Source organism: Bacillus paralicheniformis (assembly GCF_001042485.2).
GTDB classification, from domain to species: domain Bacteria; phylum Bacillota; class Bacilli; order Bacillales; family Bacillaceae; genus Bacillus; species Bacillus paralicheniformis.
This window is the reverse complement of the sequence record NZ_LBMN02000036.1, coordinates 1-24493: the sequence shown is the minus strand read 5'-3', so window position 1 is coordinate 24493 and position 24493 is coordinate 1. Positions and strand designations below refer to the sequence as shown.

Annotated in this window: 24 protein-coding genes; 12 read left to right on the top strand and 12 right to left on the bottom strand. The window is 44.1% G+C overall.

The genetic code is table 11. The features are described 5' to 3' along the window. The first annotated feature begins 9 nt into the window (after positions 1–9). Entirely contained in the window at positions 10–1290 is a 1281-nt protein-coding gene (gene odhB / locus ACH97_RS19030) for a 2-oxoglutarate dehydrogenase complex dihydrolipoyllysine-residue succinyltransferase (RefSeq protein WP_057957856.1), read from the top strand. A gap of 31 nt (positions 1291–1321) precedes the next feature. Here the strand turns inward: odhB and ACH97_RS19025 are convergent, their stop codons facing one another. Then, complete coding sequence (locus ACH97_RS19025; RefSeq protein ID WP_020451818.1) at positions 1322–2302, bottom strand: bile acid:sodium symporter family protein; 981 nt, start codon at positions 2300–2302, stop codon at positions 1322–1324. 214 nt (positions 2303–2516) lie between these two features. Here ACH97_RS19025 and ACH97_RS19020 point away from each other — a divergent pair, with 214 nt between their 5' ends. Continuing rightward, complete coding sequence (locus ACH97_RS19020; protein ID WP_020451817.1) at positions 2517–3857, top strand: sodium-dependent transporter; 1341 nt, start codon at positions 2517–2519, stop codon at positions 3855–3857. A 225-nt stretch (positions 3858–4082) separates the two neighbouring features. On the opposite strand, the gene ACH97_RS19015 is transcribed toward ACH97_RS19020, so the two are convergent. The 3 genes from ACH97_RS19015 to ACH97_RS19005 form a co-directional block, all read right to left on the bottom strand. After that, entirely contained in the window at positions 4083–4613 is a 531-nt protein-coding gene (locus tag ACH97_RS19015; RefSeq protein WP_020451816.1) for a hypothetical protein, read from the bottom strand. Positions 4614–5228: 615 nt separating this feature from the next. Continuing rightward, complete coding sequence (locus ACH97_RS19010; protein ID WP_224067368.1) at positions 5229–6014, bottom strand: superoxide dismutase; 786 nt, start codon at positions 6012–6014, stop codon at positions 5229–5231. Positions 6015–6064: 50 nt separating this feature from the next. Beyond that, the gene (locus tag ACH97_RS19005; protein ID WP_422851024.1) at positions 6065–7963 is read right to left on the bottom strand and encodes a terpene cyclase/mutase family protein; all 1899 of its coding nucleotides are present in this window, start codon (positions 7961–7963) and stop codon (positions 6065–6067) included. Positions 7964–8186: 223 nt separating this feature from the next. Between ACH97_RS19005 and ACH97_RS19000 the strand changes: the two genes are divergently transcribed. Next, positions 8187–8588, top strand: a complete 402-nt coding sequence (locus tag ACH97_RS19000; RefSeq protein WP_020451813.1) for a cytidine deaminase — start codon at positions 8187–8189, stop codon at positions 8586–8588. Positions 8589–8605: 17 nt separating this feature from the next. Next, the gene (locus tag ACH97_RS18995; protein WP_020451812.1) at positions 8606–9142 is read left to right on the top strand and encodes a GNAT family N-acetyltransferase; all 537 of its coding nucleotides are present in this window, start codon (positions 8606–8608) and stop codon (positions 9140–9142) included. Between the two features lie 128 nt (positions 9143–9270). Here the strand turns inward: ACH97_RS18995 and ACH97_RS18990 are convergent, their stop codons facing one another. After that, complete coding sequence (locus tag ACH97_RS18990; protein ID WP_048350061.1) at positions 9271–10407, bottom strand: MFS transporter; 1137 nt, start codon at positions 10405–10407, stop codon at positions 9271–9273. 221 nt (positions 10408–10628) lie between these two features. After that, positions 10629–12116, bottom strand: coding sequence for an aldehyde dehydrogenase family protein (locus ACH97_RS18985; protein WP_041817449.1), 1488 nt, complete (start codon positions 12114–12116; stop codon positions 10629–10631). Positions 12117–12383: 267 nt separating this feature from the next. Here ACH97_RS18985 and ACH97_RS18980 point away from each other — a divergent pair, with 267 nt between their 5' ends. The 4 genes from ACH97_RS18980 (at position 12384) to ACH97_RS24120 (ending at position 14408) form a co-directional block, all read left to right on the top strand. After that, positions 12384–12593, top strand: a complete 210-nt coding sequence (locus tag ACH97_RS18980) for a DUF6501 family protein (protein WP_020451809.1) — start codon at positions 12384–12386, stop codon at positions 12591–12593. Positions 12594–13028: 435 nt separating this feature from the next. After that, on the top strand, positions 13029–13373 hold the full coding sequence (locus ACH97_RS18975; RefSeq protein ID WP_020451808.1) for a PH domain-containing protein: 345 nt from the start codon (positions 13029–13031) through the stop codon (positions 13371–13373). A 112-nt stretch (positions 13374–13485) separates the two neighbouring features. Further along, a complete protein-coding gene (locus ACH97_RS18970; RefSeq protein WP_048350057.1) occupies positions 13486–13974 on the top strand; it encodes a TraR/DksA family transcriptional regulator in 489 nt (162 codons plus the stop codon). Positions 13975–14003: 29 nt separating this feature from the next. After that, the gene (locus ACH97_RS24120) at positions 14004–14408 is read left to right on the top strand and encodes an aminotransferase class I/II-fold pyridoxal phosphate-dependent enzyme (RefSeq protein ID WP_020451806.1); all 405 of its coding nucleotides are present in this window, start codon (positions 14004–14006) and stop codon (positions 14406–14408) included. Here ACH97_RS24120 and ACH97_RS18965 read toward each other — a convergent pair. Next, entirely contained in the window at positions 14296–14700 is a 405-nt protein-coding gene (locus ACH97_RS18965) for an integrase (protein ID WP_020451805.1), read from the bottom strand. The two genes, ACH97_RS24120 and ACH97_RS18965, sit on opposite strands and share 113 nt — an antisense overlap. 1425 nt (positions 14701–16125) lie before the next feature. On the opposite strand from ACH97_RS18965, the gene ACH97_RS18960 reads away from it, so the two are divergent. Together ACH97_RS18960 and ACH97_RS18950 are read left to right on the top strand one after the other, a co-directional pair. Next, the gene (locus ACH97_RS18960) at positions 16126–17589 is read left to right on the top strand and encodes a serine hydrolase (RefSeq protein ID WP_031305170.1); all 1464 of its coding nucleotides are present in this window, start codon (positions 16126–16128) and stop codon (positions 17587–17589) included. 300 nt (positions 17590–17889) lie between these two features. Beyond that, positions 17890–18516 carry an FMN-dependent NADH-azoreductase gene (locus ACH97_RS18950; RefSeq protein WP_020451803.1) on the top strand — a complete coding sequence of 209 codons (627 nt, stop codon included), beginning with the start codon at positions 17890–17892 and terminating at the stop codon, positions 18514–18516. Positions 18517–18558: 42 nt separating this feature from the next. Here the strand turns inward: ACH97_RS18950 and ACH97_RS18945 are convergent, their stop codons facing one another. The 4 genes from ACH97_RS18945 to ACH97_RS18930 all read right to left on the bottom strand — a co-directional run bounded on the left by ACH97_RS18945 (position 18559) and on the right by ACH97_RS18930 (position 20507). Further along, entirely contained in the window at positions 18559–19074 is a 516-nt protein-coding gene (locus tag ACH97_RS18945) for a DinB family protein (RefSeq protein ID WP_020451802.1), read from the bottom strand. Between the two features lie 123 nt (positions 19075–19197). Further along, positions 19198–19653 (bottom strand): YndM family protein, encoded by a 456-nt coding sequence (locus ACH97_RS18940; RefSeq protein WP_020451801.1) that lies wholly within the window; start codon positions 19651–19653, stop codon positions 19198–19200. Between the two features lie 21 nt (positions 19654–19674). Continuing rightward, positions 19675–19800: a hypothetical protein gene (locus ACH97_RS18935; RefSeq protein WP_020451800.1), complete on the bottom strand. Its 126-nt coding sequence runs from the start codon at positions 19798–19800 to the stop codon at positions 19675–19677. Between the two features lie 101 nt (positions 19801–19901). Next, the gene (locus ACH97_RS18930; RefSeq protein ID WP_020451799.1) at positions 19902–20507 is read right to left on the bottom strand and encodes a TetR/AcrR family transcriptional regulator; all 606 of its coding nucleotides are present in this window, start codon (positions 20505–20507) and stop codon (positions 19902–19904) included. Positions 20508–20770: 263 nt separating this feature from the next. On the opposite strand from ACH97_RS18930, the gene ACH97_RS18925 reads away from it, so the two are divergent. Both ACH97_RS18925 and ACH97_RS18920 read left to right on the top strand, forming a co-directional pair. After that, entirely contained in the window at positions 20771–23437 is a 2667-nt protein-coding gene (locus ACH97_RS18925; RefSeq protein ID WP_020451798.1) for a phosphoenolpyruvate synthase, read from the top strand. A gap of 161 nt (positions 23438–23598) precedes the next feature. Beyond that, complete coding sequence (locus ACH97_RS18920) at positions 23599–24057, top strand: NUDIX hydrolase (RefSeq protein WP_020451797.1); 459 nt, start codon at positions 23599–23601, stop codon at positions 24055–24057. Between the two features lie 152 nt (positions 24058–24209). Here ACH97_RS18920 and ACH97_RS18915 read toward each other — a convergent pair whose 3' ends face one another. Next, positions 24210–24395 (bottom strand): type Z 30S ribosomal protein S14, encoded by a 186-nt coding sequence (locus ACH97_RS18915; protein ID WP_003182651.1) that lies wholly within the window; start codon positions 24393–24395, stop codon positions 24210–24212. Positions 24396–24493 lie beyond the last annotated feature (98 nt).

The following is a 24493-nucleotide window of genomic DNA, read 5'->3' as shown; positions in this document are numbered from 1 at the left end:
AACTAAAAAATGGCGGAAATTAAAGTACCTGAATTAGCGGAATCAATTTCAGAAGGAACGATAGCCCAATGGCTGAAACAACCGGGAGATTATGTAGAACAAGGGGAATTCCTGCTTGAGCTGGAGACTGATAAAGTCAACGTTGAATTGACGGCAGAGCAGTCCGGCGTTCTTCAGGAAGTGCTGAAAGATTCCGGTGACACGGTTCAGGTCGGCGAAATAATCGGAACGATTTCAGAAGGCGAAGGAGAAGGAGGCCAATCAACGGCTCCTCAAGCTGACGCTCAAGAAAGCGCCGGCGCTTCGGAAGAGAAGCCAGCCACGTCTGAAAAGACAGCCGAACCTCGCGAAAGCGCGAACGATGAGGCGGATACAACCAAAACAAGGACAATCGCTTCTCCGGCTGCCCGAAAGCTCGCCCGTGAAAAAGGCATCGATTTATCGGAGATTCCTACCGGTGATCCGCTCGGAAGGGTCAGAAAGCAAGATGTTGAATCTTATCAGAAGAACGAGCAGCCGCCAAAAGCTCAGCCTGAACCAAAACTCGAAACACAGGCGCCGGCTGCTAAACAAACCGAAAATGCAGGTAAACCGGTAGAGCGTCAAAGAATGTCCCGCCGGAGACAGACGATCGCCAAACGCCTCGTTGAAGTTCAGCACACCGCCGCTATGCTGACGACATTCAACGAAGTGGACATGACGGCGGTCATGAACCTAAGGAAACGCCGAAAAGATCAATTCCTTGAGCAGCATGATGTGAAGCTCGGATTCATGTCATTCTTTACAAAAGCTGTGGTCGCCGCGCTGAAAAAATATCCGCTCCTCAACGCGGAAATTCAAGGCGACGAGCTTGTGATCAAACAATTCTATGACATCGGAATCGCTGTTGCTGCGCCGGATGGCCTCGTCGTACCGGTCGTTCGGGATGCAGACCGCAAAACCTTTGCTGATATTGAAAAGGATATCGGAGAGCTTGCGAAGAAAGCGAGAAACAACAAATTGTCGCTCAACGAGCTTCAAGGAGGCTCCTTTACGATCACAAACGGAGGAACGTTCGGATCACTGTTGTCGACTCCGATTTTGAACAGTCCGCAAGTTGGTATTTTGGGCATGCATAAGATCCAGCTGCGCCCTGTAGCAATTGATGAAGAGCGTTTCGAAAACCGCCCGATGATGTACATTGCATTATCGTATGACCACCGGATCGTCGACGGTAAAGAGGCAGTCGGCTTCCTGGTTACGATTAAAAATCTGCTTGAAGATCCTGAACAGCTTCTGTTGGAAGGTTAAATCAAGAAAAAAGCTTTGGCCGCATGTACGGTCAAAGCTTTTTGTTTATCATCTGCGGGGCAGGAGAATAATTGTTATTCTTCTGCTTATTTGCTTTCTTGCTCCAGTATGTCGCAAGCCATGAGCCTGAAAGGTTATGCCAGACGCTGAAAACAGCGCTCGGGACAGCGGAAAGAGGAGAGAAGTGCGCCGTTGCCAATGCTGCACCGAGACCCGAATTCTGCATGCCGACCTCAATGGACACGGCTTTTTGTAATGCATAATCCATTTTAAAGCACTTTGCCAAAACAAAGCCAAGGAAAAGGCCGAGGCCATTATGAAGAACGACGACCGCAAAAATCAACAGCCCTGATTGAATAATGTTTTCCCGATTGCCTCCGACGACCGCGGTGACGATGGCGACGATGCCGAGAACAGAGACGAGCGGAAGCACCTGCACCGCTTTTTTCACTTGTTTTTTAAAGAAAAATTGAACGATCAGCCCGGCGATAATCGGGAGCAGCACCGCCTGTAAAATCGACAAGAACAGTGAGCCCGGAGATACCGGAAGCCATTCTTTTGCGAAAAATAAAATGAGAAACGGCGTTAAAAAAGGGGCAAGCAATGTGGAAACCGTTGTAATCGCCACTGACAGGGCGATATTCCCCTTCGCCAAAAATGTCATGACGTTTGATGCCGTTCCCCCGGGACAGCATCCCACTAAAATGACCCCAACCGCTATTTCGGAGGGAAGCCCGAGTCCATAGGCCAGTCCAAAAGCGAGCAGCGGCATGACCGTATATTGAACCAGCACACCGATCAGCACATGCAGGGGACGTCTCAGCAGCTCTTTAAAATCGTCCGCTGACAATGTCAATCCCATGCCAAACATAATCACGCCAAGCAGGATGGTAATATAAGGGGTGATCCAGGTGAATTGCGTCGGAAAGGCAAAGCCGAGAACCGCAAACAGAATCACCCAAATGGCGAACGTTTTTCCTGCAAATTGACTGATTTTGATCAAATAACTCATAAGTCCAGCTCCTCACATCTGTAGAAAATATAACATCCTCTTATTATAATTAATATTCTGAATAATTCAATACTTGTAAAATTCGAATTTGTTTTAAATAATATTATTATGTAAACTGAAAGAAATGTTTGAAAACCTTGACGAATTCGTTTATGCTTTTTAAAATGATAGTTTGTAGCCATATGCAATTAGACCGAGAAGAAGAGGTGCTTAAGTGGAAAATCAACAAAATATATGGTCATCAAAGCTTGGATTTATCTTAGCTTCGGCCGGCTCGGCAATCGGGCTCGGCGCGATATGGAAGTTTCCTTATGTCGCCGGAACAAGCGGCGGCGGAGCATTTTTACTTATGTTTATTCTTTTTACTTTATTGATTGGGCTTCCGTTATTAATGGCGGAGTTCATTATCGGCAGAAAGACTCAAAAAGATGCCGTTGAATCCTATAAGGAGCTGGCGCCCGGCTCGCTTTGGCATTGGATCGGCCGGCTTGGCATTATCACGTGTTTTATTCTGCTGTCTTTTTATAGTGTTGTCGGCGGCTGGATCATCATTTATATTATCAAAGGACTGACCGGCGAACTGTCAAGAAGCACGGATTATGCAGGTCTTTTCGGAGAGACAATTGCAAATCCGTATCTCGTTCTTGCGAGCCAGTTTGCATTTATCATGATCACGATTCTTGTTGTTGCAAAAGGGGTCAGAAGCGGAATTGAAAAAGCGAGCAAGTTTATGATGCCTGCTCTGTTCGTTATTTTTCTGCTTTTGATCATCCGTTCGCTTACACTTCCCGGTTCAATGGAAGGATTGGAATTTTTCTTAAAACCTGATCTTTCCCATATCACAGCCAAAACGGTGCTGTTTGCGCTTGGACAATCCTTTTTCTCGCTGAGTGTCGGTGTTTCCGTTATGGTAACGTACAGCTCTTATTTATCGAAAAAAGAAAACCTTATACAGTCGGCCGTTTCAGTGACATTGCTCAATGTATCTGTAGCGATTCTTGCCGGGTTTGCGATTTTTCCGGCCGTTTTTTCATTCGGATTATCTCCTGATGCCGGCCCGATGCTGTTATTTAATGTGCTGCCGTCAGTCTTTCACAAGATGCCTTTGGGAATCGTCTTTTTATTGGCGTTTCTGCTCTTATTTTTATTTGCTACACTGACGTCCGCATTTTCAATGCTTGAGATCCTTGTTTCTTCCTTATCAAAAGGGGATCCTAAAAAAAGACAGGCTTTCGCTTGGGCCGGGGGAATTGCGATTTTCCTATTCGGAATTCCTTCAGCATTATCATATGGCGTGCTTCAGGATGTATCGATTTTTAATCTATCTATTTTTGATGCGGCGGATTACCTTGTCAGCAATATTTTAATGCCGCTCGGCGCTTTGCTCATCGCTGTTTTTGTGCCGCTCAAAATCCCGAAAGAAGAGCTTTTTGCTGAATTGAGGGAGGGCTCTAAAATCAGCAGAAAATGGTTTGCAGCATGGCTTTTGCTGATCCGCTACGCCGCTCCGATCGTTATTATTGTCGTCTTTTTGGACGTCATTGGCGTATTTTAAGATTGAATTGTTTATAAGGCCGGATTTGTCCGGCCTTTTTTTCATGCAGACAGTTTGTCAGCGGTACTTTCTTTTCTCTCTGTGAAATGGCAGCGGTATGACCGGCAAGGGAAGTGTATGATTAATCGGCTTTTTTCTGCGGCAGACATATTAAAAAGGCCTGCCGGTGAATTCGTTCTTGACGATTTTACCGGCAGGCAGAAGAGGGGGATACTTTGACTTTGATTAAGGCTTGCGGAATGTTACAGTTTGGCCGTTTCGATCAAACCAGCCTTTAAAGGCCCAGTTAATCCAGCCGCCGTCTCCCTGGTTTGTAAATTGTCCGCTTTCAAATACCCAAATGCCGTAAATCACGCCATGATAGTTGGCAGATCCATAAAATTTAACTCCTCTTAAACCGTTGTGATAGCCTTGGCTTAAGTTGAACACCATGACATTGTATCTTTGCCCTGCAGAATAAAAAGCGGTTTCCATGCAGTTTTTGACGAAACCGCTGCGGTTATTGCTTTGAACGATGGCGTCTCTAATCGAGTTTCCGATTCCTAAGAGGTCGAGGCTGATGTTGAGATTAATAGCGGAAGTTTTAAACTGTTGTTTTTCCTGGTCCAATGACTGATTGAGAGATGTGGATATAGACATAGAAGGCAAGGTTGTAACAGAACTGTCCGTATGCTTTGATTCTTTCGCTTCTGATAAGTACGGCAAACAAGTCAAACCGAGCATTAAGGCTGTAAAGAAAGCAAACATTTTTTTCATGATTTACCCTCCTAAAATAAATTTGCCATTTTCGAAAAACTGACCGGCTGAATCAGACAAACATCGACAGTTTATTCATTTATTCCCTCCCTTCTTGTAGAATAGCTTAACGAGTTTTGGAATTAGAAGAATGAGGAAAAACGACTATTTTCCAAATAAATCAAAAAATGTTCACATTCCATACTTAAGGCACAAATTTGGGATATATTGATAGACTGTTGAGATTCAGTATTTCATAAAGGGATGATCAAAATAGCAGATTCAGAAGGATGTATGGTTGTGGGGGTTCTCTTCCGACCCCTCCTTGCCAATCTCCGTGTAGCGGCCTTAACAATCCTCAAGAGAAACTGGGATATTTAAACTTTTATTTGTTATCTTATTACAGACGATAGAGGGTTTAAGGGATATAGATACGGTATTGAGAGTGATAAGGTATCGGCACTTTCGCTCGATTCGGCCAGTGTCGACGGCTGCCTGGCGCAGAGAAGAGAAAGGTGCGAGAGGAAAGGCTCGTCCGTTTTTTGAGGCAAGGCTTTGACGGGGAGGCCGATGTCGGGCGCAACTACCGAAACAAAAGAGGACTTCAGTAGTTGAAGTCCCGCCATTGAATTTGAATCAGAAGGGCTCCCATAGAACGCGCTTTGCTGTCGCAAACCGCCTTTCAGGTTCTCTCCAGTCAACGACATTCCACCAATTATCGACGTATTTTGCCCTTTCATTTTTATATTGAAGGTAGTATGCGTGTTCCCATACGTCGAGCGGGAGAAGGGGGATCACATCCCATTGGCTCATCAGCTGATGTTTTTCTGCGATCAGAATTTCCAAGCGGTGCGAGCGAGGCGCCCAGACAAGGATCGCCCAGCCCACGCCTTCCACCTTTTTCGCCGCTTCGGAAAATTGTTCTTTAAAGGCCGAATAGCTGCCGAAAGAACGGTTAATCATTTCCAGCAATTCGCCTGTCGGCCGCCTTTTTCCTTTTGGATGCATCGCGTACCAAAATATCGTGTGCAAATAGTGCCCGGCTCCGTGGAAGGCGAGCTCTCTTTCCCAGTGGTTTACAAGGTCGAATTGTTTGGTTTGCCTTGCTTTCTGCAGTTCTTTTTCAGCTTTGTTCAAGCCGTCGACATAGCTTTGGTGATGTTTTGTATGATGAAGAAACATAATTTCTCTTGAAATATAAGGCTCAAGGGCTGAATAAGAGTAGGGCAGGCTTGGCAGGCGATGGCCTCCGATCGGCACTGTTCTGAATGGCTGCCGACCTGCTTGAGACGCATCACTGCGGGAGATGGCTTGATACACGGCTTCTGCCTGTTCATACCATTCCTGTTCGGTCGCACGAGGATCATCCAGTGATTGAAAAAGTTTTTCTAACTGGCTTTCTATAGAAGGATCATCTTTCATCTGGTCTTTCAGACCTTTGGCCCATGACGCTATTTTTTCTTTGTAAGCATTCAATATGTCTCCCTCATTTCCGCTTTTTTAATAAATGCGCTTGAAGCGAGCAATGAAAACACAAAAGGATAACTGTGATAGCGGATGTAGAATTGTTTCGGCAGCCCGATTCCCGTCGGGTATTCGAGTCGCTCAGGCGAGCTTTCGTGATCATCGGTGAGAAAACGAATCCCTTTTAAGATCTTAGGGTCATCCGGACGCTCATATTGCAAAAGCGCCTCCAGCGCCCATGAAGATTGAACAACTGTTCCAAAGTGAAGAGGGACAAAACGCTTCGCTTCCCAGCTTTTGCAAGATTCTCCCCAGCTTCCGTCTTCAAGCTGGATCGATTTAAGCCAGGAGACCGCTTTTCTGACAGACGAGTGATTGTGGGAAATTCCGACGGCTTTCATTCCGGTGAGTGCGGCCCATGTCCCGTAAATAAAGCAGACGCCCCATCTGCCATACCACGAACCGTCAGCTTCCTGATGGTGATCAAGCCACCTTAGAGCGCGTCTGACTGCGGGATGGTCATCTGTCAACCGCTCTTTAAGTCCGAGCAGATGAAGAATGCGCCCAGTCAAGTCTGCCGTTGACGGATCGACTGCTGCGTCAGCGGCAGATTCGAGCGGCAGATTTCGGATGAGCGGATGGTCAACGTTTTTTTCAAATGCTGAAAACCCCCCATCCTTGTTTTGCATTGATATAAGCCAGGTGAGCCCCCGGTTCCAGGCAGCCGGACGCCTTTGATACGGAATTGCTTTTAATGCCGCAGCGGTATCGTCCAAATCGGGATTGTTTGTATTGATGTGCGAAAAACCCCACCCTCCCGGTGCCGCTTGAGGGTTTGAGACCGCCCAGTCCGCTTTTTTCACATGCTGTCTTTTGAGAAGGTAGTCCGCTGCCGATGAGATGGAAGAATGTTGTTCAGGTATTCCGGATTCCTGTATGGCAAAGCTGATGAGCGCGGTGTCCCAGACAGTGGAAGTTGAGTTTTCCAAATGGAAGCCTTCCTCTCCGCATGAGGAAATAAGGCTTTTGATTCCGCCGACTGCTTTTTTAACAACGGGGGCGTTTTTTGATATTCCCATCGCTAGCAGGCTGTAAATCATGAACATGGTCGCGCTCGCATAGCTGTATAGTGTTCCGTCTTCTTCGATTCTGTCCAGCATATATTTTTTGCCCGCTTCAAATCCGAGCTGATGAACATAAGCCGGCCATTGAAAGAGCTGTTTCCATTGCAGATTGAAAGAATAGAAGGTTCTCTCGTCAAAAGAGCGGATGTTCAGCCATTCGAGAGGATTTTTTGACATGGCTTCATCCAGATGCCGAAGCGAGCCGATTTGGTTGTTTTTTAAAGAGAATCGTCGATTAAACGTAATGGCCATCGGGACAAAATGAATTCTTGCGTATGTGCTGAAATGGTAAAAATGAAGCGGGAAATAGGGCGGGATCAGTAAAAACGAAAGCGGAATATAGGCTCTCGGCCATGGATACAGCCCGTTGGCAGCGAGCATCCACTTCGTCATAAAGTGCACATTCTTCAAACCGCCTGTTGCCTTAATAAACGCCTCGGCTTTCTGCATATGCGCATCTCTCCGGTCATAGAGCCCCGAAGCCAGCATCCCGGTATAGCCCTGGACTGTCGCGGTCAAATTGCCTGCCGTTTCATCCGGATGATTGCGAAACGCACCGTCTCCGCTCTGCTTCGAACGGATTCGTTCAGCAAGACTTGTGATGAGAGAAGAGTCCTGATCGCCAAGTGAGGTCAGCATCAAAATGAAAAAGCTGTCTGTCATCACGGGCCCTTCAAAACAAAACCGCCATGACCCATCAGGTCTCTGTCTATTTTGAAGCTTTGCGAGCGTCTTTTGTCTGAAAGCTTTCACGTCTTCTAGTAAAGAACGCAATCTTCTCATCTCCTTCATTTTACTGTATTCATTTCGGAAATGTGTCATGCCAACCGGATGAAAACAGAAGAACAGCGATTTTGAATATGTGATGAGCATACAGAGGCATTCGTCAGCGCGGGCATGCGTGAGCATGATCAGGAAATCATGAATATCTTCGTTTACCTCTGTTCCATTATCAGGTATTGTAAAAAGAGAGACCTTAGAAACAATGTTTGGGGGATGTTGCTGAATGAATATTGAACAGATGCTGTATGACACCGCAGTCGAATTGATCAAAAAGAGGTATCCGACCGGATGGGGCGGGGCAGCCGCCATGTATACCGAAGACGGGAGAATCTTGACGAGCGTAGCGCCGGAAGTAATCAACGCTTCAACCGATTTATGCATTGAAACGGGTGCCATTCTCGAAGCCCATAAATATCAGGCAAAAATTACGCACTCTGTTTGTGTCGTGAGAGATGATGAACATTCCGAATGCAAGGTATTAACGCCGTGCGGGGTATGCCAGGAAAGACTTTTTTATTGGGGGCCAAATCTTAAAGCAGCTGTAACTGTACCGGATGGGCGTCTGCTTTATAAATCTTTAAAGGAAATACAGCCATACCATTGGTTTGCTGCGTATCAAAAGTAGCAGGGGAGGAGCGTTCGATGTTCGAGTGCCGCAAGGTTTATCTCAGACCTGTTGAAAAAGGGGATATGGAGAGCTTTTACAAAGCTGTTCAAAATGAAGACATCAGATATATGACGGGCACGACGCGCGAATTTACGATGGAAGACCTTTATGAGCACTACGAGAGAATCACAAGCGACGAGACGCGCTATGATTTTGCCGTCTGCTTAAAGGAGGACGATCGCTTGATAGGCGATCTGTCCATCATTGACATCGACCGGACGAATCGAAAAGCAGGGTTTAGAATCGCTTTGCACAGCCCCGCTTATTTGAACAAAGGCTATGGTCCTGAAGCGGTGCGGCTGGCCATGCAGTTTGCATTCGAAATGCTCGATCTTAACCGCCTTCAGCTCGAAGTCTTTTCACACAATAAGCGCGCGCTGAAAGCATATGAAAAAGCCGGATTTAAAAGGGAAGGTACTGTCAGGGATGCTCTTTATATGAATAAACAGTACTCAGATGAAATCATTATGGGGATATTGAAGCGGGAATACGAAGAGCTGATATCCCGCTGAATCAGAGGGCGCGCAGCATGTTATTCTACTGAGCGCCGCTTTGTTCATTTTTATTTTTCAATCTTTGCTGAACGGCTGTAAATGCCGCCGGCAATCAGCGCCATTGTCATCGAATATCCACAGCAGCTTCATCGTTCTATTTGCCTTGCAGACTGGCTGTACGTTCTCACATCCCGCACGAAAAATGTGACAGCGGCTGTTCCGGCATATAATACAGCGGCAGCGATAAATACGCTTTGCACCCCGATCAAGTCCGCCAAAGCCCCCATAATGGCGATTGTTAAGACAGACCATGCAGTCAAAATAGTATTTTTGGCGGCGGTGACCGGTGCGCGCTCTTCATCTGTCAACGTATCTTGAAGGATAACCGTCTGGCTGACGTCTCTTACTTGATAAAGCGGACCCATCATGATACAGAGGATGACCGAAAGGAGGGGATTTGACGAATAGGCGAATAAAAGCGTTGTGATTCCCATTGAAACAGAACCCAAGACAATCATGAGGCCAAGCCTTTTTTTGAGCTGGTTGGAAAAGAGCACAGCGAGAATGCCGCCCAAAATCGCTCCCAAAAAATAACCGGCATTGATGAATCCCCACCAAGCCTCCCCTTTATTTAGCACCTCTTTCGTAAAAGCCAGCAAAACGGCGGAAGTCCAGACCGCATTTGCTAAACCTTCTGACATGTCCATCATCGTAAGCAGCAAAACGGTTTTCTTCCTGGATACAGTGCGCCAGACTGATTGTGTGCGGGTTTTTTGACGAGGGATAACCGCTGTTTTCAAATCCGGCAATTTGATTAAAAGTCCTGATACGAAAAAGAGTCCTGCTGTAAACAATGTCAGCGTGTGAGTTTGGGCCAAAACGGTTAAATAGCCGCCGAGCCCCCAGCCTGCTGCCTGAACAAACTGGTTGACCGTTACGATGCTTCCCGAAGCCGCCACGTAATCGCGCTTTTTAATCGCTTGATACAGTAAACCTAACTGTGCGGGGGAATACCAGGAACCGACAAAGCTTTGCAAAAACAGCAGCATATATATGATATAAGAGGGTAAGCCCAGCGATTGGCATAAGCCGATGCATAATGCGCAGACCGCTCTGAACCATGTTGAACAAGCCGCTGTTTGAAGCAGGTCGAGGCGCTGAATAGCAAAAGAAGCCATCGCACCGCCTAATACACTGCCGAACGAGGATAAAGCCAAGACCAGACCCGATCCGAATACAGAGTTCGTTTCCTTAAACACATCGACCATGACGATGATCGTCATCAAAATCGACCCGACAGCCTGTGCTGTTTGTGATGCCCATATGTATCTAAAACTTTTTTGATTCCAGAGGGTTTTGCCAAGAGAGGAAGAAAACACGATTCTATCATTCCATTCGACTTAAACTATCATCCATTTTACCATATGTGTCTATAAATGTTTATTTCTATAAAAAAGAAAACCGCCCTGATCGACAGGGCGGCTGCAGAAACTCATATCGTGCGTTATTCGCCTGTATGAATCCAGACGCTTTTTACTTCTGTATAGTTATCCAGAGCGTATGAGCCCATTTCACGTCCGAGTCCCGACTGTTTGTAGCCGCCGAATGGGGATGCGGCGTCAAAGGCATTATAGCAGTTGACCCAAACGGTACCGGCTTGCAGACGGTCGGCGATATAGTGGGCGTTTTTCAAATTTTCCGTCCATACGCCAGCAGCAAGGCCGTATTCGCTGCGATTGGCCCGTTCGATGACTTCATCTACCGTTTCATAAGGGATCGCCGCCAAAACAGGACCGAAGATTTCTTCTTTTGCTATTGTCATCTCGTCTTCGACATTGGTGAATACAGTCGGAGAAACAAAGTATCCCTGCTCATAAGGGCATGTTCCGCCGGCTGCGATTTTCGCACCCTCCTGACGTCCTTTTTCAATATACGAGAGGACGCGTTCGTGCTGATCTTTGCTGACAAGCGGTCCCATTTGCGTGTCTTCATGAAGGCCCGCACCCTGGCGGAGCGACTTGGAATATGCGGCCATTTCATCGACGACTTTGTCATATTGGTCTTTATGGATGAACACGCGCGATCCCGCACAGCACACTTGGCCTTGATTGAACATAACGCCGGTTAGTGCGCCTGGAATCGCTTTCTTCAGATCGGCGTCAGGAAGGATGATATTCGGCGACTTTCCGCCGAGTTCAAGGGTCACCCGTTTAACCGATTTGGCCGCTTTCTCCATAATTTTTTTGCCGATTTCCGTTGACCCTGTGAATGCCAGTTTGTCGACAAGGGCATGATCGGTCAGAGATTCTCCGGCTGTCTCACCGAAGCCAGGAATGATGTTGATGACGCCTTTCGGGAAGCCTGCTTCATCGATCAGTTCCGCCAAATACAGAGCGGAAAGCGGCGTTTGTTCCGCCGGTTTTAAGACAACCGTACAGCCGGCTGCAAGAGCGGCTCCCATTTTCCACATGGCCATCAGAAGCGGGAAGTTCCAAGGGATAATTTGCCCGACAACTCCGACAGGCTCATGTCGTGTATAGTTAAAATAAGGTCCGTTAACAGGAATCGTCTGTCCGGTTATTTTCGTCGCCCAGCCGGCATAATAGCGCATATGTTCAATTGACAGCGGAATATCGCCTGCGGTCGTTTCGCTGATCGGCTTCCCGTTATCCAGCGTTTCAAGCTGAGCCAGTTCCGTTTTGTGTTCCTCCATCAGATCGGCGAGTTTGTACATCAGCCGGCTTCTTTCGGCCGGGTTCATCGTCCGCCACTCACCGCGGTCAAAAGCTTCCCGCGCGGCTTTTACCGCTTTGTCCACATCCTCGGGACCTGCTTCATATAAGGTGGCGAGCGTTTCACCAGTCGCCGGGTTTGGGGTCTCAAACGTTTTGTTTGAGGCGCTGGCTACAAATTCCCCGTTAATATAGAGCTTCTTTGTTCCCTGCAAAAATGACTCCAGCTTTTTACTAACCTGCATTGTTAATGAACTCATGTTTGTCAAACAAACCTCCTTTGAAATTTTGGTCTGTCTTCGGGTGAGTTGTCTTGGTGCTGGTTTGTCTTTTGATTTGGTCATTGCGCGGATGAAAGAGGGATATATTTCTGATTTTGGAACTATACACCACCATTCTATAACAGGGAATGAAACCAAATCAATATCCATGCTCTTTAAAATCACATTCGCCTCCAGATCGCATTGCATTTCGGCGAAAAAACGCTACAATGGAAACTATACACGTATGAAAAAGGAGACATCCGCATGATTCACGAAAAATGGCAGAACAATAACACCATTAAAAAAGTAAAGTGCATACATACCGATGCCAAAAAGTACATCGTCAACAGAGCGCTGACCGTAGGCAACGTATACGAGGTCAAAAACGAAACGGAAGAGTTTCTGTTTATCATCGATAATACAAACAAAGTCGGCGGCTATTACAAAGAGTACTTTGAAGAAGTAAAAGCCTGAATCAATTTGCACGGGTCATCAACAGCAATGAATGGGAGTTGAACATACACCCGCACGCATTCATAAAAAATCGGCTGACTGAATCAGTTGCTTGACCGAAGCAGAAGCAAGTGCCTGATATGTGCATATCAGGCATAATAGTCAGAAGAGAACCGCAGAGGAAGAACATCCTGCTGCGGTTTTTTGTTTTATCCGTTATCCACCTTTTGATTGGTAGCAAACGAAAAATAAGCTGAAAAAACTGATAAAAAGTTGAAACCTCCCGCGTCCGCCGGGCGTATTAATTGATAGTAAAAACAAACATATAGCGTTAAAGAAATGTAATCTGCTCGTAATTGTTTATAAATCAGGGTTATCGTATCCTTATTAGTAACATACAGCATACTTTGCCTTGTGCATAAACATAAATTGGACACACAGAAAGAGGGGTTTTGATTGGGCGTTTTTTCAGCAAGCAAGACAGCAGACGGCAAAAAATTTGAACCGCTGCTCATAGAAGGAGAAAAAATTGAATCGGTTTGCAGACTGAGGATAGATCAAATTTGTTTTACGAACAAGCGGATTATTTTTTTTGATAATAAACTGTTTTCCAAAAAGAAAGTCCGCGTCTTTCTGCCATACAGATCGATTGAAGGCTTTGCGATTAGAGAAGTCAGCATGTTCAATCCAGACAGTTCTCTTTCTCTGATGACCAGCAGCAAAATCTTTGACCTGGAATTTACGAAGGATACCGACATGCTTGAAATTCAAGCGCTGTTATCAAAATACTTATGTGCATAAACCGTAAAGGCTGTTCACCGCTTGCCCGCGTCTGAACGGCCTTTTTATTTTGGAAAGGCGGGTTTTTCTCCCACGAAATCGGGAAAGGAAGAAGAAAGGAGGAGGATCAGCCATGCCATTAACACAAAAACAAAAAGACCATCTCTACCATAAATTAATTGACTTAAAACAAAGCCTTTCCCCTGCAGAAGGAACAGATCAGTCGATGGCGGAAGAAACGGGCGAGCTTTCAAACGGAGTTGACAATCATCAGGCTGACCATGCCAGCGTTTATTTTGAACGAATGAGAGAGCAGACCTTCCGGCAGACGGACAGAAATTTATTAAAAGAAGTGGAAGACGCCCTCAAGCGATTGGAAGACGGCACATACGGAATATGTGAAGCAACAGGTCAAGAAATACCATATGAGCGCCTCGAAGCCGTTCCATATGTAAGAAAAACCGCGGAGACTCAAGCTGAAACAGAAAAAAGAAATCAAGAGGGGGAAGGATATGACGAGCAATTTACACGGCAAATGAAGGATTTGACAAACAGAGAAACGATGGATCAAAAGCGTTCATATGCTTACGAACGTCTTGATGAGGAGCAGGATTCAAAATAAGCACCCGCAAAAACAGGGTGCTTTTTTCTATGGCTCTGTTTGTTAAAAGAGATGTCCTACAACTGTCGACGGGGAGTCAAGTACTCGACACAATAAAACATTTATCAGTTATCGGAGGTTTAATTGCAGCTATTGATATTCTAGAGAAAAATCCGGACATCCAGGAAAAGTTACACGAAAACGAAAAGTACTTAAGAGACGGCATTCAACAAATAGGTCTTAATGTATTACATAGTGAATCACCTATTATTCCAATTATTCTTCCAGATCGCGACACAACTTTACGTTTTGCAGACTCACTTCATCAAGAAGGTGTCTACGTTAACCCAATTCTCCTCTTCGCATACCTGTTTCTAAAGCTACTAAGACGAGTACATGAAATTCTTCCTCTGTGTGTGCTAGTAGATATGTTCTTAGCTTTTGGAAGTCCGTAATGGATAACGCTTTGTTTCGTTTCGATAACTCTTTCCCACGAGGTTTGACAAGTTCTGCGAAATCATTCGTGAGATAACCACGAGCGTAAGCGTCACGAAGTGCCATTTTGACTTTTATTAACAAGCTGCGAGTGGTACTGTGAGAACGCTTCTTTGCGTATTCATCAATTTTTCTTTGCACAGCAATGTCATTCATATCTTTTAACTGAATATTTCCGAATAACTTTCTAATAATCCCTGACGCTTCTAGGTATCTTTGAAACGTAGCTTTTTGTATATCATTTTTCTTCACAAGATATATCCAGTGTTAGTTGTTTAAAAGAATCTACATGCCTAAGTCAAATCTCTTTGTTTCTTCCATCAATCTGATATAAAAGTCTTTTTTTATCACCTTTTTTATCCAATTCCTTGATATGTCCGCCACAAAATTCCAGCACAGGACATCATTTCCCTTACCGTATCAACGGATTCCATACTATTATTCTCTATTTCCTACCTCCCTGTTAGATATGGAGAGGTAGAATGGTGTCGTTGCTACGCAACGACACGCACACCGCTTCCACTTGCTCGCTTTTGCTGCCGCTTGCGGAAGCGGTGTCACTTCGGCAGTTTTTCATAACTTCTCCATGCACTCACTTCCATTGTGAAAAATGAAGCACTATTTCTATTTATCTCGCTAACCGTTCGTATTCGGTATCTCGGCGCTTATCAATCGCTCTGGAATAGGCTTCCATCATGGCGATATATAGTAGATTGTTTTTACAATCATTAGTCTACATAACAGCTTTTACGGTCAATACTGCTCGCTGTTTTATCAACTCCAATGTTTAGAGACTGCTTGTATGTCTCGCTTGAAACAAGTCATCTTAGGTTTCCATTCATGAATGTAGTAGTTTCAAACTTCTGTATTTAGTTGTATGGGAGTATTTTTAAATAATTCCTTTCAAAGACAGCTTATGAAGTGATTTTTCGCATGTAGAAAGGTTTTAGTATGGCTATTCTCACAAAATAAATATCACGATATGCAATGTTGTTTTTTAAAAAAATAGCTCTTCATACATCGCTCTTTCTCATTTTTATTTTCTCGCTTGCTAAGTTTCTGTCTATATCTTTGTTACGGTTAATATCATATTACGATTTGTATTGGAGTTGTAGGGGGGGTGCAAAATAAATCTTTATTTGTTCAATGTTATTATCGCATGATGTGTTGTGATATTGTGTAATATCCTTATCATATCAACTATTAGAGAGGGAGAAAAAAGTATCAAATTCTGCAATGAAATTCTTGCTGCAATAAAATTCTTGCGGACATATTGTCATAGGGGCATAATCGATGTTGAGTGAGAGACAGAACGCCGATAAAGTATAATATCTGGATATAAAACGAAGAAACAATTGCTTGATGGATTGTAGACATGAAAGCATTGAATATACACCTATCAAAGTCTTTTACATTAGCAGAAAAATAAGGAGATTTACATATAATCATGTTTAATATGTAAATTTCTCTATTATGTTTATCAAAGATAAGGTAATAGTTTTTACGTACTGCGCCATAACTTAATCTATCTTTTTCCATTTTATTAATCTCATTACATATTCAGAAATAACCTTTTCCCTTGTATAATCGGTATAATGTGTCTGCTTTGAAATGAAAAAATATAGTGGCATCATGATCACAGATAGCGAGTCAATATTTTATTACTGGGGGTGTCTCATGGGAAGTAAGATGATAATTATAACAATAATCACAGTATTTATGTTGTTTGTTGGATTTAACACCTCAGCCTATGCATTGACAGAGGAAGAGTCTGTTGCAATCCAATCATTATTAGAAGATGCTAGGCGTATATCTGGCACACCGGGCATGTCAGTTTCAATACAATCAAGGGATGATACCTATTTCTTTTCATCCGGCTATGCAAACTCTGAGGAAGGGATTTTGACCAATGAAAACACCATATGGGAGTTAGCCTCCGTCAGCAAAGCTTTTACTGCTTTAGGAATTTTACTTTTGGAAGAGCAGGGATTTTTGTCTATGGACGATTCGGTTGTAGAGTATTTACCTTGGTTCTCATTGCGATATCAGGGACAGCCCGTTGACATGCAGAGTGTTACTTTGAATCATTTCCTTCATCATACTACAGGGTTAATCAATAGGTATCATACTCAGCATATCCCAGAGGGAAATACACCAGATATGTTGCAAAAGACCGTTGAAATGTTAATAGATGCCGAAGTGGTATTTCCACCTGGCGAAAGATATGAATATGGGACGGTAAATTATGATGTGCTGGGCTTGGTGATAGAAACCGTATCGGGGCAAAGCTTTGAGGATTTTATGGAAGAACAAGTATTTCGACCACTGGGGTTGTATGAAACTTATGCGAATAGAGGTAAGGTACAAGCGACAGGTCAGTTGGCACAGGGCTATCGTTCCGCTTTTTTCATGACGCTGCCATATGATGCACCGGAATTTAGAGGAAACACACCTGCTGGGTATCTGTTTTCGTCCTCTCAAGACATAGCCCGTTGGATGGGAATTCAATTGGGAATTGTTGAAGATATTCCGGAAATCTTTCAAGGGCTGATTGCAAAATCACATGAGGGCAATAGGTCTGTTGCGGCTGTGGATGAACTGTACTATGGGGCGGGGTGGGTCGTGAATGCAGATCAGACATTCATCCAACACGCAGGTGGTAATCCAACGTTTGCAACAAATATATTCTTATTCCCAGAAGAACAGCTAGGTATCTCTCTATTATCCAATAGTGCCAGTACAAATATTGATATGTTATATAATATTAAGGATATTTTAGACGGAAACATCTCCCAAAGCTATCAAATGAGTTTGATGCAGATTTCCGATATCGCCCTATCTTCCGCTACAATTGCTCTAACATTACTAGCAATTCTATTTTTCTTTGTAGGGGTGCGTAGAAAGAAACAGAATAGGAAATTACCGTTAACGAAAAAGAGATTGATACTCATAGCTTTTTGGCTTGTGACTACAATTTTTATAGGTATCCTATGCCTAATCCTCCCCACAATATTTGGGGCTAGTTGGAGGTCATTTCTAGTTTGGCAAACGTATAGTTATCTAACCGCACTGATTGCGTTGTCTTTACTAAGTGCAAGTATCACTTGGTTTGTATATTGTTATCGATATAAATGTTCCTAATGAGATGTGCCATTGTAACCTAAACGAAAACTTTTTTATTTGCTTCGCAGCATATTCCTACCACGCATAAATATGCTACATAATATAATGTTTTATGCTTGAACTTAAATAATGTTGTATTATCCGAACGAAAGTTCTTGCTGATATGAGCAATCGTTTGTTTTTTATCAAATATGAACAGGGCTTTTTTGATAGAAACATCTTTTGGCATCAAAATAAATGAGTTGACTTTCTATTTAAAAGAAAGTAACATACTATTTGTAAGTAAATATTGAAACGTTAGCACGGGAGGAAAATAGAATGTCTAAAGTATTGTTTGTTAAAGCTAATGACCGTACTGCTGAAGAAGCTGTATCTGTAAAACTTTATGATGCGTTTCTTAACAGCTATAAAGAAAATCATCCAAACGATGAAATTGTAGAGCTTGATCTTTACAAAGAAAACCCGCCGTACCTGGGCAGAAATGCTATTAACGGGACATTTAAAGCAGGAAAAGGCATGGAATTGAACGAGGAAGAAAAAGCAGCTGCAGCTGTAGCGGACCGTTACTTGGACGAATTCGTCAAAGCCGATAAAGTTGTTTTTGCTTTCCCATTGTGGAACTTTGCTGTTCCAGCTGTACTTCACACTTATGTGGACTACTTGTCCCGCGCAGGAGTGACGTTTACATACACTCCTGAAGGACCTAAAGGCCTGATGGGAGACAAGAAGGTTGCTCTGTTAAATGCCAGAGGCGGCTTCTATTCTGAAGGACCGATGGCTGCAATGGAAATGTCATTGAACTACATGAAAACCGTCATGGGCTTCTTCGGTGTTCAAGACCTGCATACCGTTGTCATCGAAGGACACAACGCTGTTCCTGACGACGCTCAAAAAATCATTGAAAACGGCTTAGCAGAAGCTAAAAAACTTGCAGCATCATTTTAATTGTGAAACCCTTGTTCCAAAAGCGGAACAAGGGTTTTTTATTTATGTCGGCTGCTTCATGCTTAATAAATAATAAACATAGTCAGTCGGCACACCCGCTTCACCCATTTGCCTCAGCATCGCTGAAATGTTGCCTCTGTGGTACGTGCCGTGATTGACCACGTGATGAAGGAGTTCGCTAACAGGCGTTTTGATTTCGCCGAATGCCGGATGTGCAATCGTGATTTCACCATCGGGGTCTTCAAGATTTTCAAAAAACGTTTCATATTGAAGCGCCGTGTCTTGAAAAATGGAGACGAAGTCATCAATCTTTTTTCCCTTTAACATTTCTTTCAGCCGCATGCCGGTTTCCTTTGCTTCCTCGTAAGCGGCTCCGGATATTACTTTCAGCCACAAGGCGTCGGCCACGCACATATGGGTAACGACCTCAGATACAGATTGAAAAACGCTTTGGATTTCCCGGGTGAACAGCTCTTCAGGCAGGCTTTTCAGGTGGCTGAGCACCCTTTGATTCGCCCAGTTGTGATAATCTAAATGCTTTAGTGCGCGATGTGTCATATTTTTAGCCCTCCTCACTTTTTTATTATCAATTCGTGAAAAAGATCGATATTCCTTTAAATGAGGAAAAAATACCTCGGGGCATAAAAAGTAAAAAACCTGCCGATCGGCAGGTTTTTGTGCTTAGTCTTCGTCCTGTTTTTTAGATGGGGTAACCGGGTAAAGTTCTTCCGATGCTTCACTTTGATACTGCAATGAGCCTGGCTTTTCCCGTTTTTCGTTTTCCGTTTCGCCCAAAACGTTGGCTTCCATATAGCGGTGGAAGAAATATTCGAACACTGTGACGCCGATTGCTGACACGATTGAAGCTGCAGCAAGCGAACCATACGGCGGATTATTTTGCATGGCGAGAATCGCCCAGATCAATACGAGGGAAAGGCCAAAGTCTCCCATTGTTGCAGTTGTATTGTTTGTTCTCGGCAGAAGAAGAAGATCTCCGATCAGATAGGAGATCACACCTAAAAACAATGTCAAAACAAACATTTCGCCAAATGGAACGCCAAAAAACAGAGTTAGCACCACATATAAGAGGACAAGGCTCACAATAAATTTTAAACACAATGCTCTTACATGCTTCATTTCGTTTCCACACCTTTCAGCTTATTTTAAAGCATTCCTGTTTTGTTGCTGTTTATTGCTTTTGTTATCCTGCTGGAATGCGCTTTCTGTTTCGTGGTCGTTTTTCAGCTGCTCGAGGCTGCTGTTTTGAATGCCTTTCTTCTGCATGGTCTCACCACCTTTTTCACTATATTTTGGATTATTTTTGATTTCTTATACATACCACGAAAAAAGCAAAAAAGAGGGTTATCCCTCTTCCTGAAAGCCTGTCATTTTTTTCTCAGTCCTGCCGCGTATGCAGGGCCCATCCCAGTTATTTTTGATAAAATGAGCGCCATATCATGCGGCGTCTCTTTCATGCCGTTTTCCAGCCATTGCTGCATGACGCTGATATGAGCGCCGGTTATATAGGAAATCAAGTAGTCCTCCGGTACGATCGGATCCGCCTTGATCGCTTTTTTCAGCCGTTTTAAATTGATGCTCAAAACCGATTTGAATTTCAAACGGAAAGAACCCGGGCCTTTCGGGCCTAAAATTGCCTTCATAAAAACCTCGTTTTCTCTTATATATTGAAAAATATCGACGACAAACGTTAGCGGATGATCAATCACATCCTGATTTAATATGTCCATTGAGTGAATCGAGCGTTTAGCAATGTTACTGATCTCTTGGATAATTTCCTCCTCGCTTTGTTTCAGCAAATCGTATTTATCTTCGTAATGCAAGTAAAACGTGCCGCGGTTAATATCGGCTTTCGTTGTAATGTCCGTGACGGATATCTCTTCAAACGTTTTATTTTTCATCAGTTCAGAAAGTGCGTCTCTAATCATTTTTTTCGTGCGCTTTACCCTGCGGTCTTTTTTTTGTCCAGTCATACAAATCCTCCCGAGGTCCATGAAAATCAACAATGTCCATGTTTGTGTTGAGAACTTAACATTTGCTGATTGATTGTTCATTGCATTCGCCTTTTGTGCAATTATAATAAACATGATGAATATTAATCAACACAGTGTTCAATATTTGTGTATGAAAAAGCATGCCTCATAAGACAAAGTGTGTTGAAAGTCCGGCCAGGGCAAAATCAATCGTCCAAAATGAGGCGTGGAATTTCAAAAAGCGGCTCTAAGGAGAGGATAGAATGGAGAAATATGTGCTGTATTTCAATGAAATCGATCAATTTGCTTTGCCCTATGTCGGCGGAAAGGGGGCGAACCTCGGGGAAATGACAAAAGCGGGTTTTCCCGTTCCCGAGGGGTTTTGCATATCAACTGCCGCCTATCGCGCGTTCATACAAACAAGCGGCATCATCGACAGCCTGCTCGACCAGCTTGGACAGCTCAAGCATGATGATCTGGAACAGATTCGGATTGCGGGGCAGCAGATTCGCGAGCATCTTGCCCAGATTCCCATACCTGACGAGATCAAATCGGCGATACTGGAAGGCGTTGATACGACCGGCAAAGATAAAGCCTATGCTGTCCGCTCCAGTGCTACGGCAGAAGACCTGCCGACAGCTTCATTTGCGGGGCAGCAGGATACCTTTTTGAATGTCTGCGGAAAAGATCAGCTTCTTGATGCGGTAAAACAATGCTGGTCCTCTCTGTTTACGGACAGGGCGATTTCCTACCGCGCGAAAAACGGTTTCGATCACCGCTCTGTTTTTCTTGCAGTTGTCGTGCAAGAGATGGTTTTTCCCGAGGTGTCCGGTATTATGTTCACTGCGGACCCGATCACGGGGCACCGCAAAACGGTTTCCATCGATGCCAGCTTCGGCTTGGGTGAAGCGTTGGTGTCCGGAATTGTGAGCGCTGATCTGTATCAGGTTCAGTCAGGTGAAATCGTCAAAAAACAACTTTCGAAGAAGGAATCGGCCATTTACTCCGTTCCAGAAGGAGGAACCGTTCAGAAAACCCTCTCTCCGGAAGAACAACAAACACAGGCTTTGCCGGATCCAAAAATCGTCGAATTGGCAGAACTGGGGCGCAGAATCGAGGCTCACTACGGTAAGGAACAGGATATAGAATGGGCTTTTGCCGGCGGCAGCTTTTACATTCTTCAAAGCCGGCCGATCACATCCCTATACCCGGCCGTACACGTTTTTGATGATAAGCCGCATGTATTGATTAATTTTGGCTATATCCAAATGATGACCGATCCAATGAAACCATTGGGTGTATCGGTGATCAGCCAAGTTCTCCGATTTTTAAAAAAAGACCCTTCGGCACAGCCGATTCTTCGCGAAGCGGGAGGAAGAGTGTTCGCCGATATTACGGGTGCTCTTTCCCTCAGATCCGCCCGAAGCCGGCTGCTTAAAGTATTAAATGGTATGGATCAGCTGATGGCATCTGCTGTATCGGAGGCAGTCAAGCGCAAAGAACAACAGTTTAATTCCATTTCGATAAAAGGCATGTTTCATATTGCCGGGAGATTGATGCCGATTTTGATTCCGGCAGCATTAAAGGTTGTCGGAATCCTGCTGATGAAAAACCCCGATAAAGCCGAGAAAAAAGCGGAATTGATCATTGAAGCGATCGTGACGGACACCGAGGAGAAGCTTAGCCGGACTTCCGGTGCTGAGACGATCCGCGTCATCCAAAAAGGAATGGAAAGGATGTTCCAAGACGTGCTTTCAAAAGTCGCTGTATATGTCTTCAGCGGAATGATTGCAGCCGGAGCGCTCGAAAAAAAGCTGAAAAAAAAGCTGGGGGACGAAAAAAGCGCTATTTTACTGGGGAAATTGTATAAATCCCTGCCTCATAATGTCACAACGGAAATGGGTCTTGAGTTGGGGGATCTTTCCGATCAAGCAAGGAAGTATCCTGAAGTCATTGACTATTTCAAGCGTGCAGACAGCGAAAACTTTATGGAAGAATTGCTCAAAATCCCCGGCGGCGCCGAATTGAAGGCGAGTTTAGATGGTTATCTCAAAAAGTACGGGATGCGGTGCGTGGGAGAAATCGATATGACAAGGCCAAGATGGGCAGAGGCTCCGGTTCAGCTCGTTCCGTCCATACTCAGCCATATTCGGACGACTGCCCAAGGGGAACACAGGAGGAAATTTAAACAAGGCGAAATGGAAGCGGAAGAAGCAAAAAAGGAAATCATCTCTCAATTTCGTTTCACGGAAAAAAAGAGAATCTCCCGGCTCGTTCATATGTATCGAAGCCTGATGGGAATGCGGGAGCATCATAAATTTACACTTGTAAAATTGATGTTTTTATACAAAAAAGCCATTCTTAAAGAAGCCCGCCACCTCGTTGAAAAAGGAATCCTCAATTGTGAAGACGATGTTTTTTACTTGACGCTTGAAGAGCTTATCGCGCTATTGGAGAATCGCAGCATCGGGAATATTCCGGAATGGTTAACAGACAGAAAACGGCAGCATATGTCCAATCAAAAGCTCACATCCCCCCGCGTGATGACAAGTGAAGGGGAGATCATCACAGGGAGGCTGCGAAATGCAAAAAGTCCCGAAGGAGCTCTCACAGGGACACCGGTTTCTGCGGGCATCATTGAAGGGACCGCCAGAGTTGTGAAGAGCCCTGAAGACGCGAAGCTGAATCAAGGGGACATCTTAGTGGCGCCGTATACTGATCCGGGCTGGACTCCGCTTTTTACTTCAGCGGTTGGACTGATTACGGAGGTGGGCGGCATGATGACTCATGGTTCAGTAGTGGCAAGGGAATACGGCATTCCTGCGGTCGTCGGAATTGACAAAGCGACAGACATCATAGAAGACGGCGCCTACATCCGAATCGACGGAACAAACGGGTTTGTTCAAATATTGAACAGTGACGGCTCATGAGCGCTTATATTGATGTTTGATGCTTATACCAGATATAATAAAAACAGAACAAGAGTTCGGTTTGATTCTCAAGGTGAGCAAAGCGTTGAGAGCTTTCAATGAACAAAGCAGATTCATGAAAGAAGAAGCCAGTCAAACCAATGAAAATGAAGGAGAAATGGATGTCGCAAAATGGAATTGTTTTAGTAGCCAGTGTATCAATCTTACGGGATGATAAAGTCTTGATGATAAAAGAGAATAAGCCTACCGCCGTTCATAAGTGGAACTTTCCGGGTGGACGTATCGAATATGGAGAGGACATTCTCCATTCAGCTCGAAGAGAAGTTAAAGAGGAAACTGGATTGGACATAAAACTGATTGCGGCTGCTGGTGTATATAATTTTATCAGCAGGACGAAGAATCAAGTTATTTTATTTCATTTTATTGGTGAAGTTACCGGAGGTTCTATCAAGCTCGAAGAAGATGAAATTTCAGACTGCAAGTGGATAAAAGTAAGTGACCTTGTAACATTTGAGAACGAAGACTTACGAGAACCAAATGTAATAAAGCAAATCATTGATAACCTATTAAAAGAGAATGTACACTCAATGAGTGTGTATAATGAGCAACTGATTCAATAGTTCTTATCCAGCTAACAGAGACGTTAGTTGAACAAGTATAGAGGAAACCCTAATCATAGGATTTCCTCTATTTTCATGCAATATCAACATTAAAATTCAACAGAGCCTAAATCAAAAAAGCCAGCCTCTTAAAAAGGCTGACGAAGTCGTTCTTACCAGCTTGCTTTTTTAACGCCGGGGATATGCCCTTTGTAAGCAAGCTCACGGAAGCAGATGCGGCACAATTTAAACTTCCGAATCACGGAATGCGGTCTGCCGCAGCGTTCACAGCGGGTGTACTCTCTGACTTTGAACTTTTGTTCCCGTTTTTGTTTGACAATCATTGAAGTCTTGGCCATCTTTTTACCTCCTTCATTTTAAATTCATCGATTTATATAAATAAAAATAGAATTTATTTCTGTAAACAATTTATTATAACATTTAAAATATCATTTGT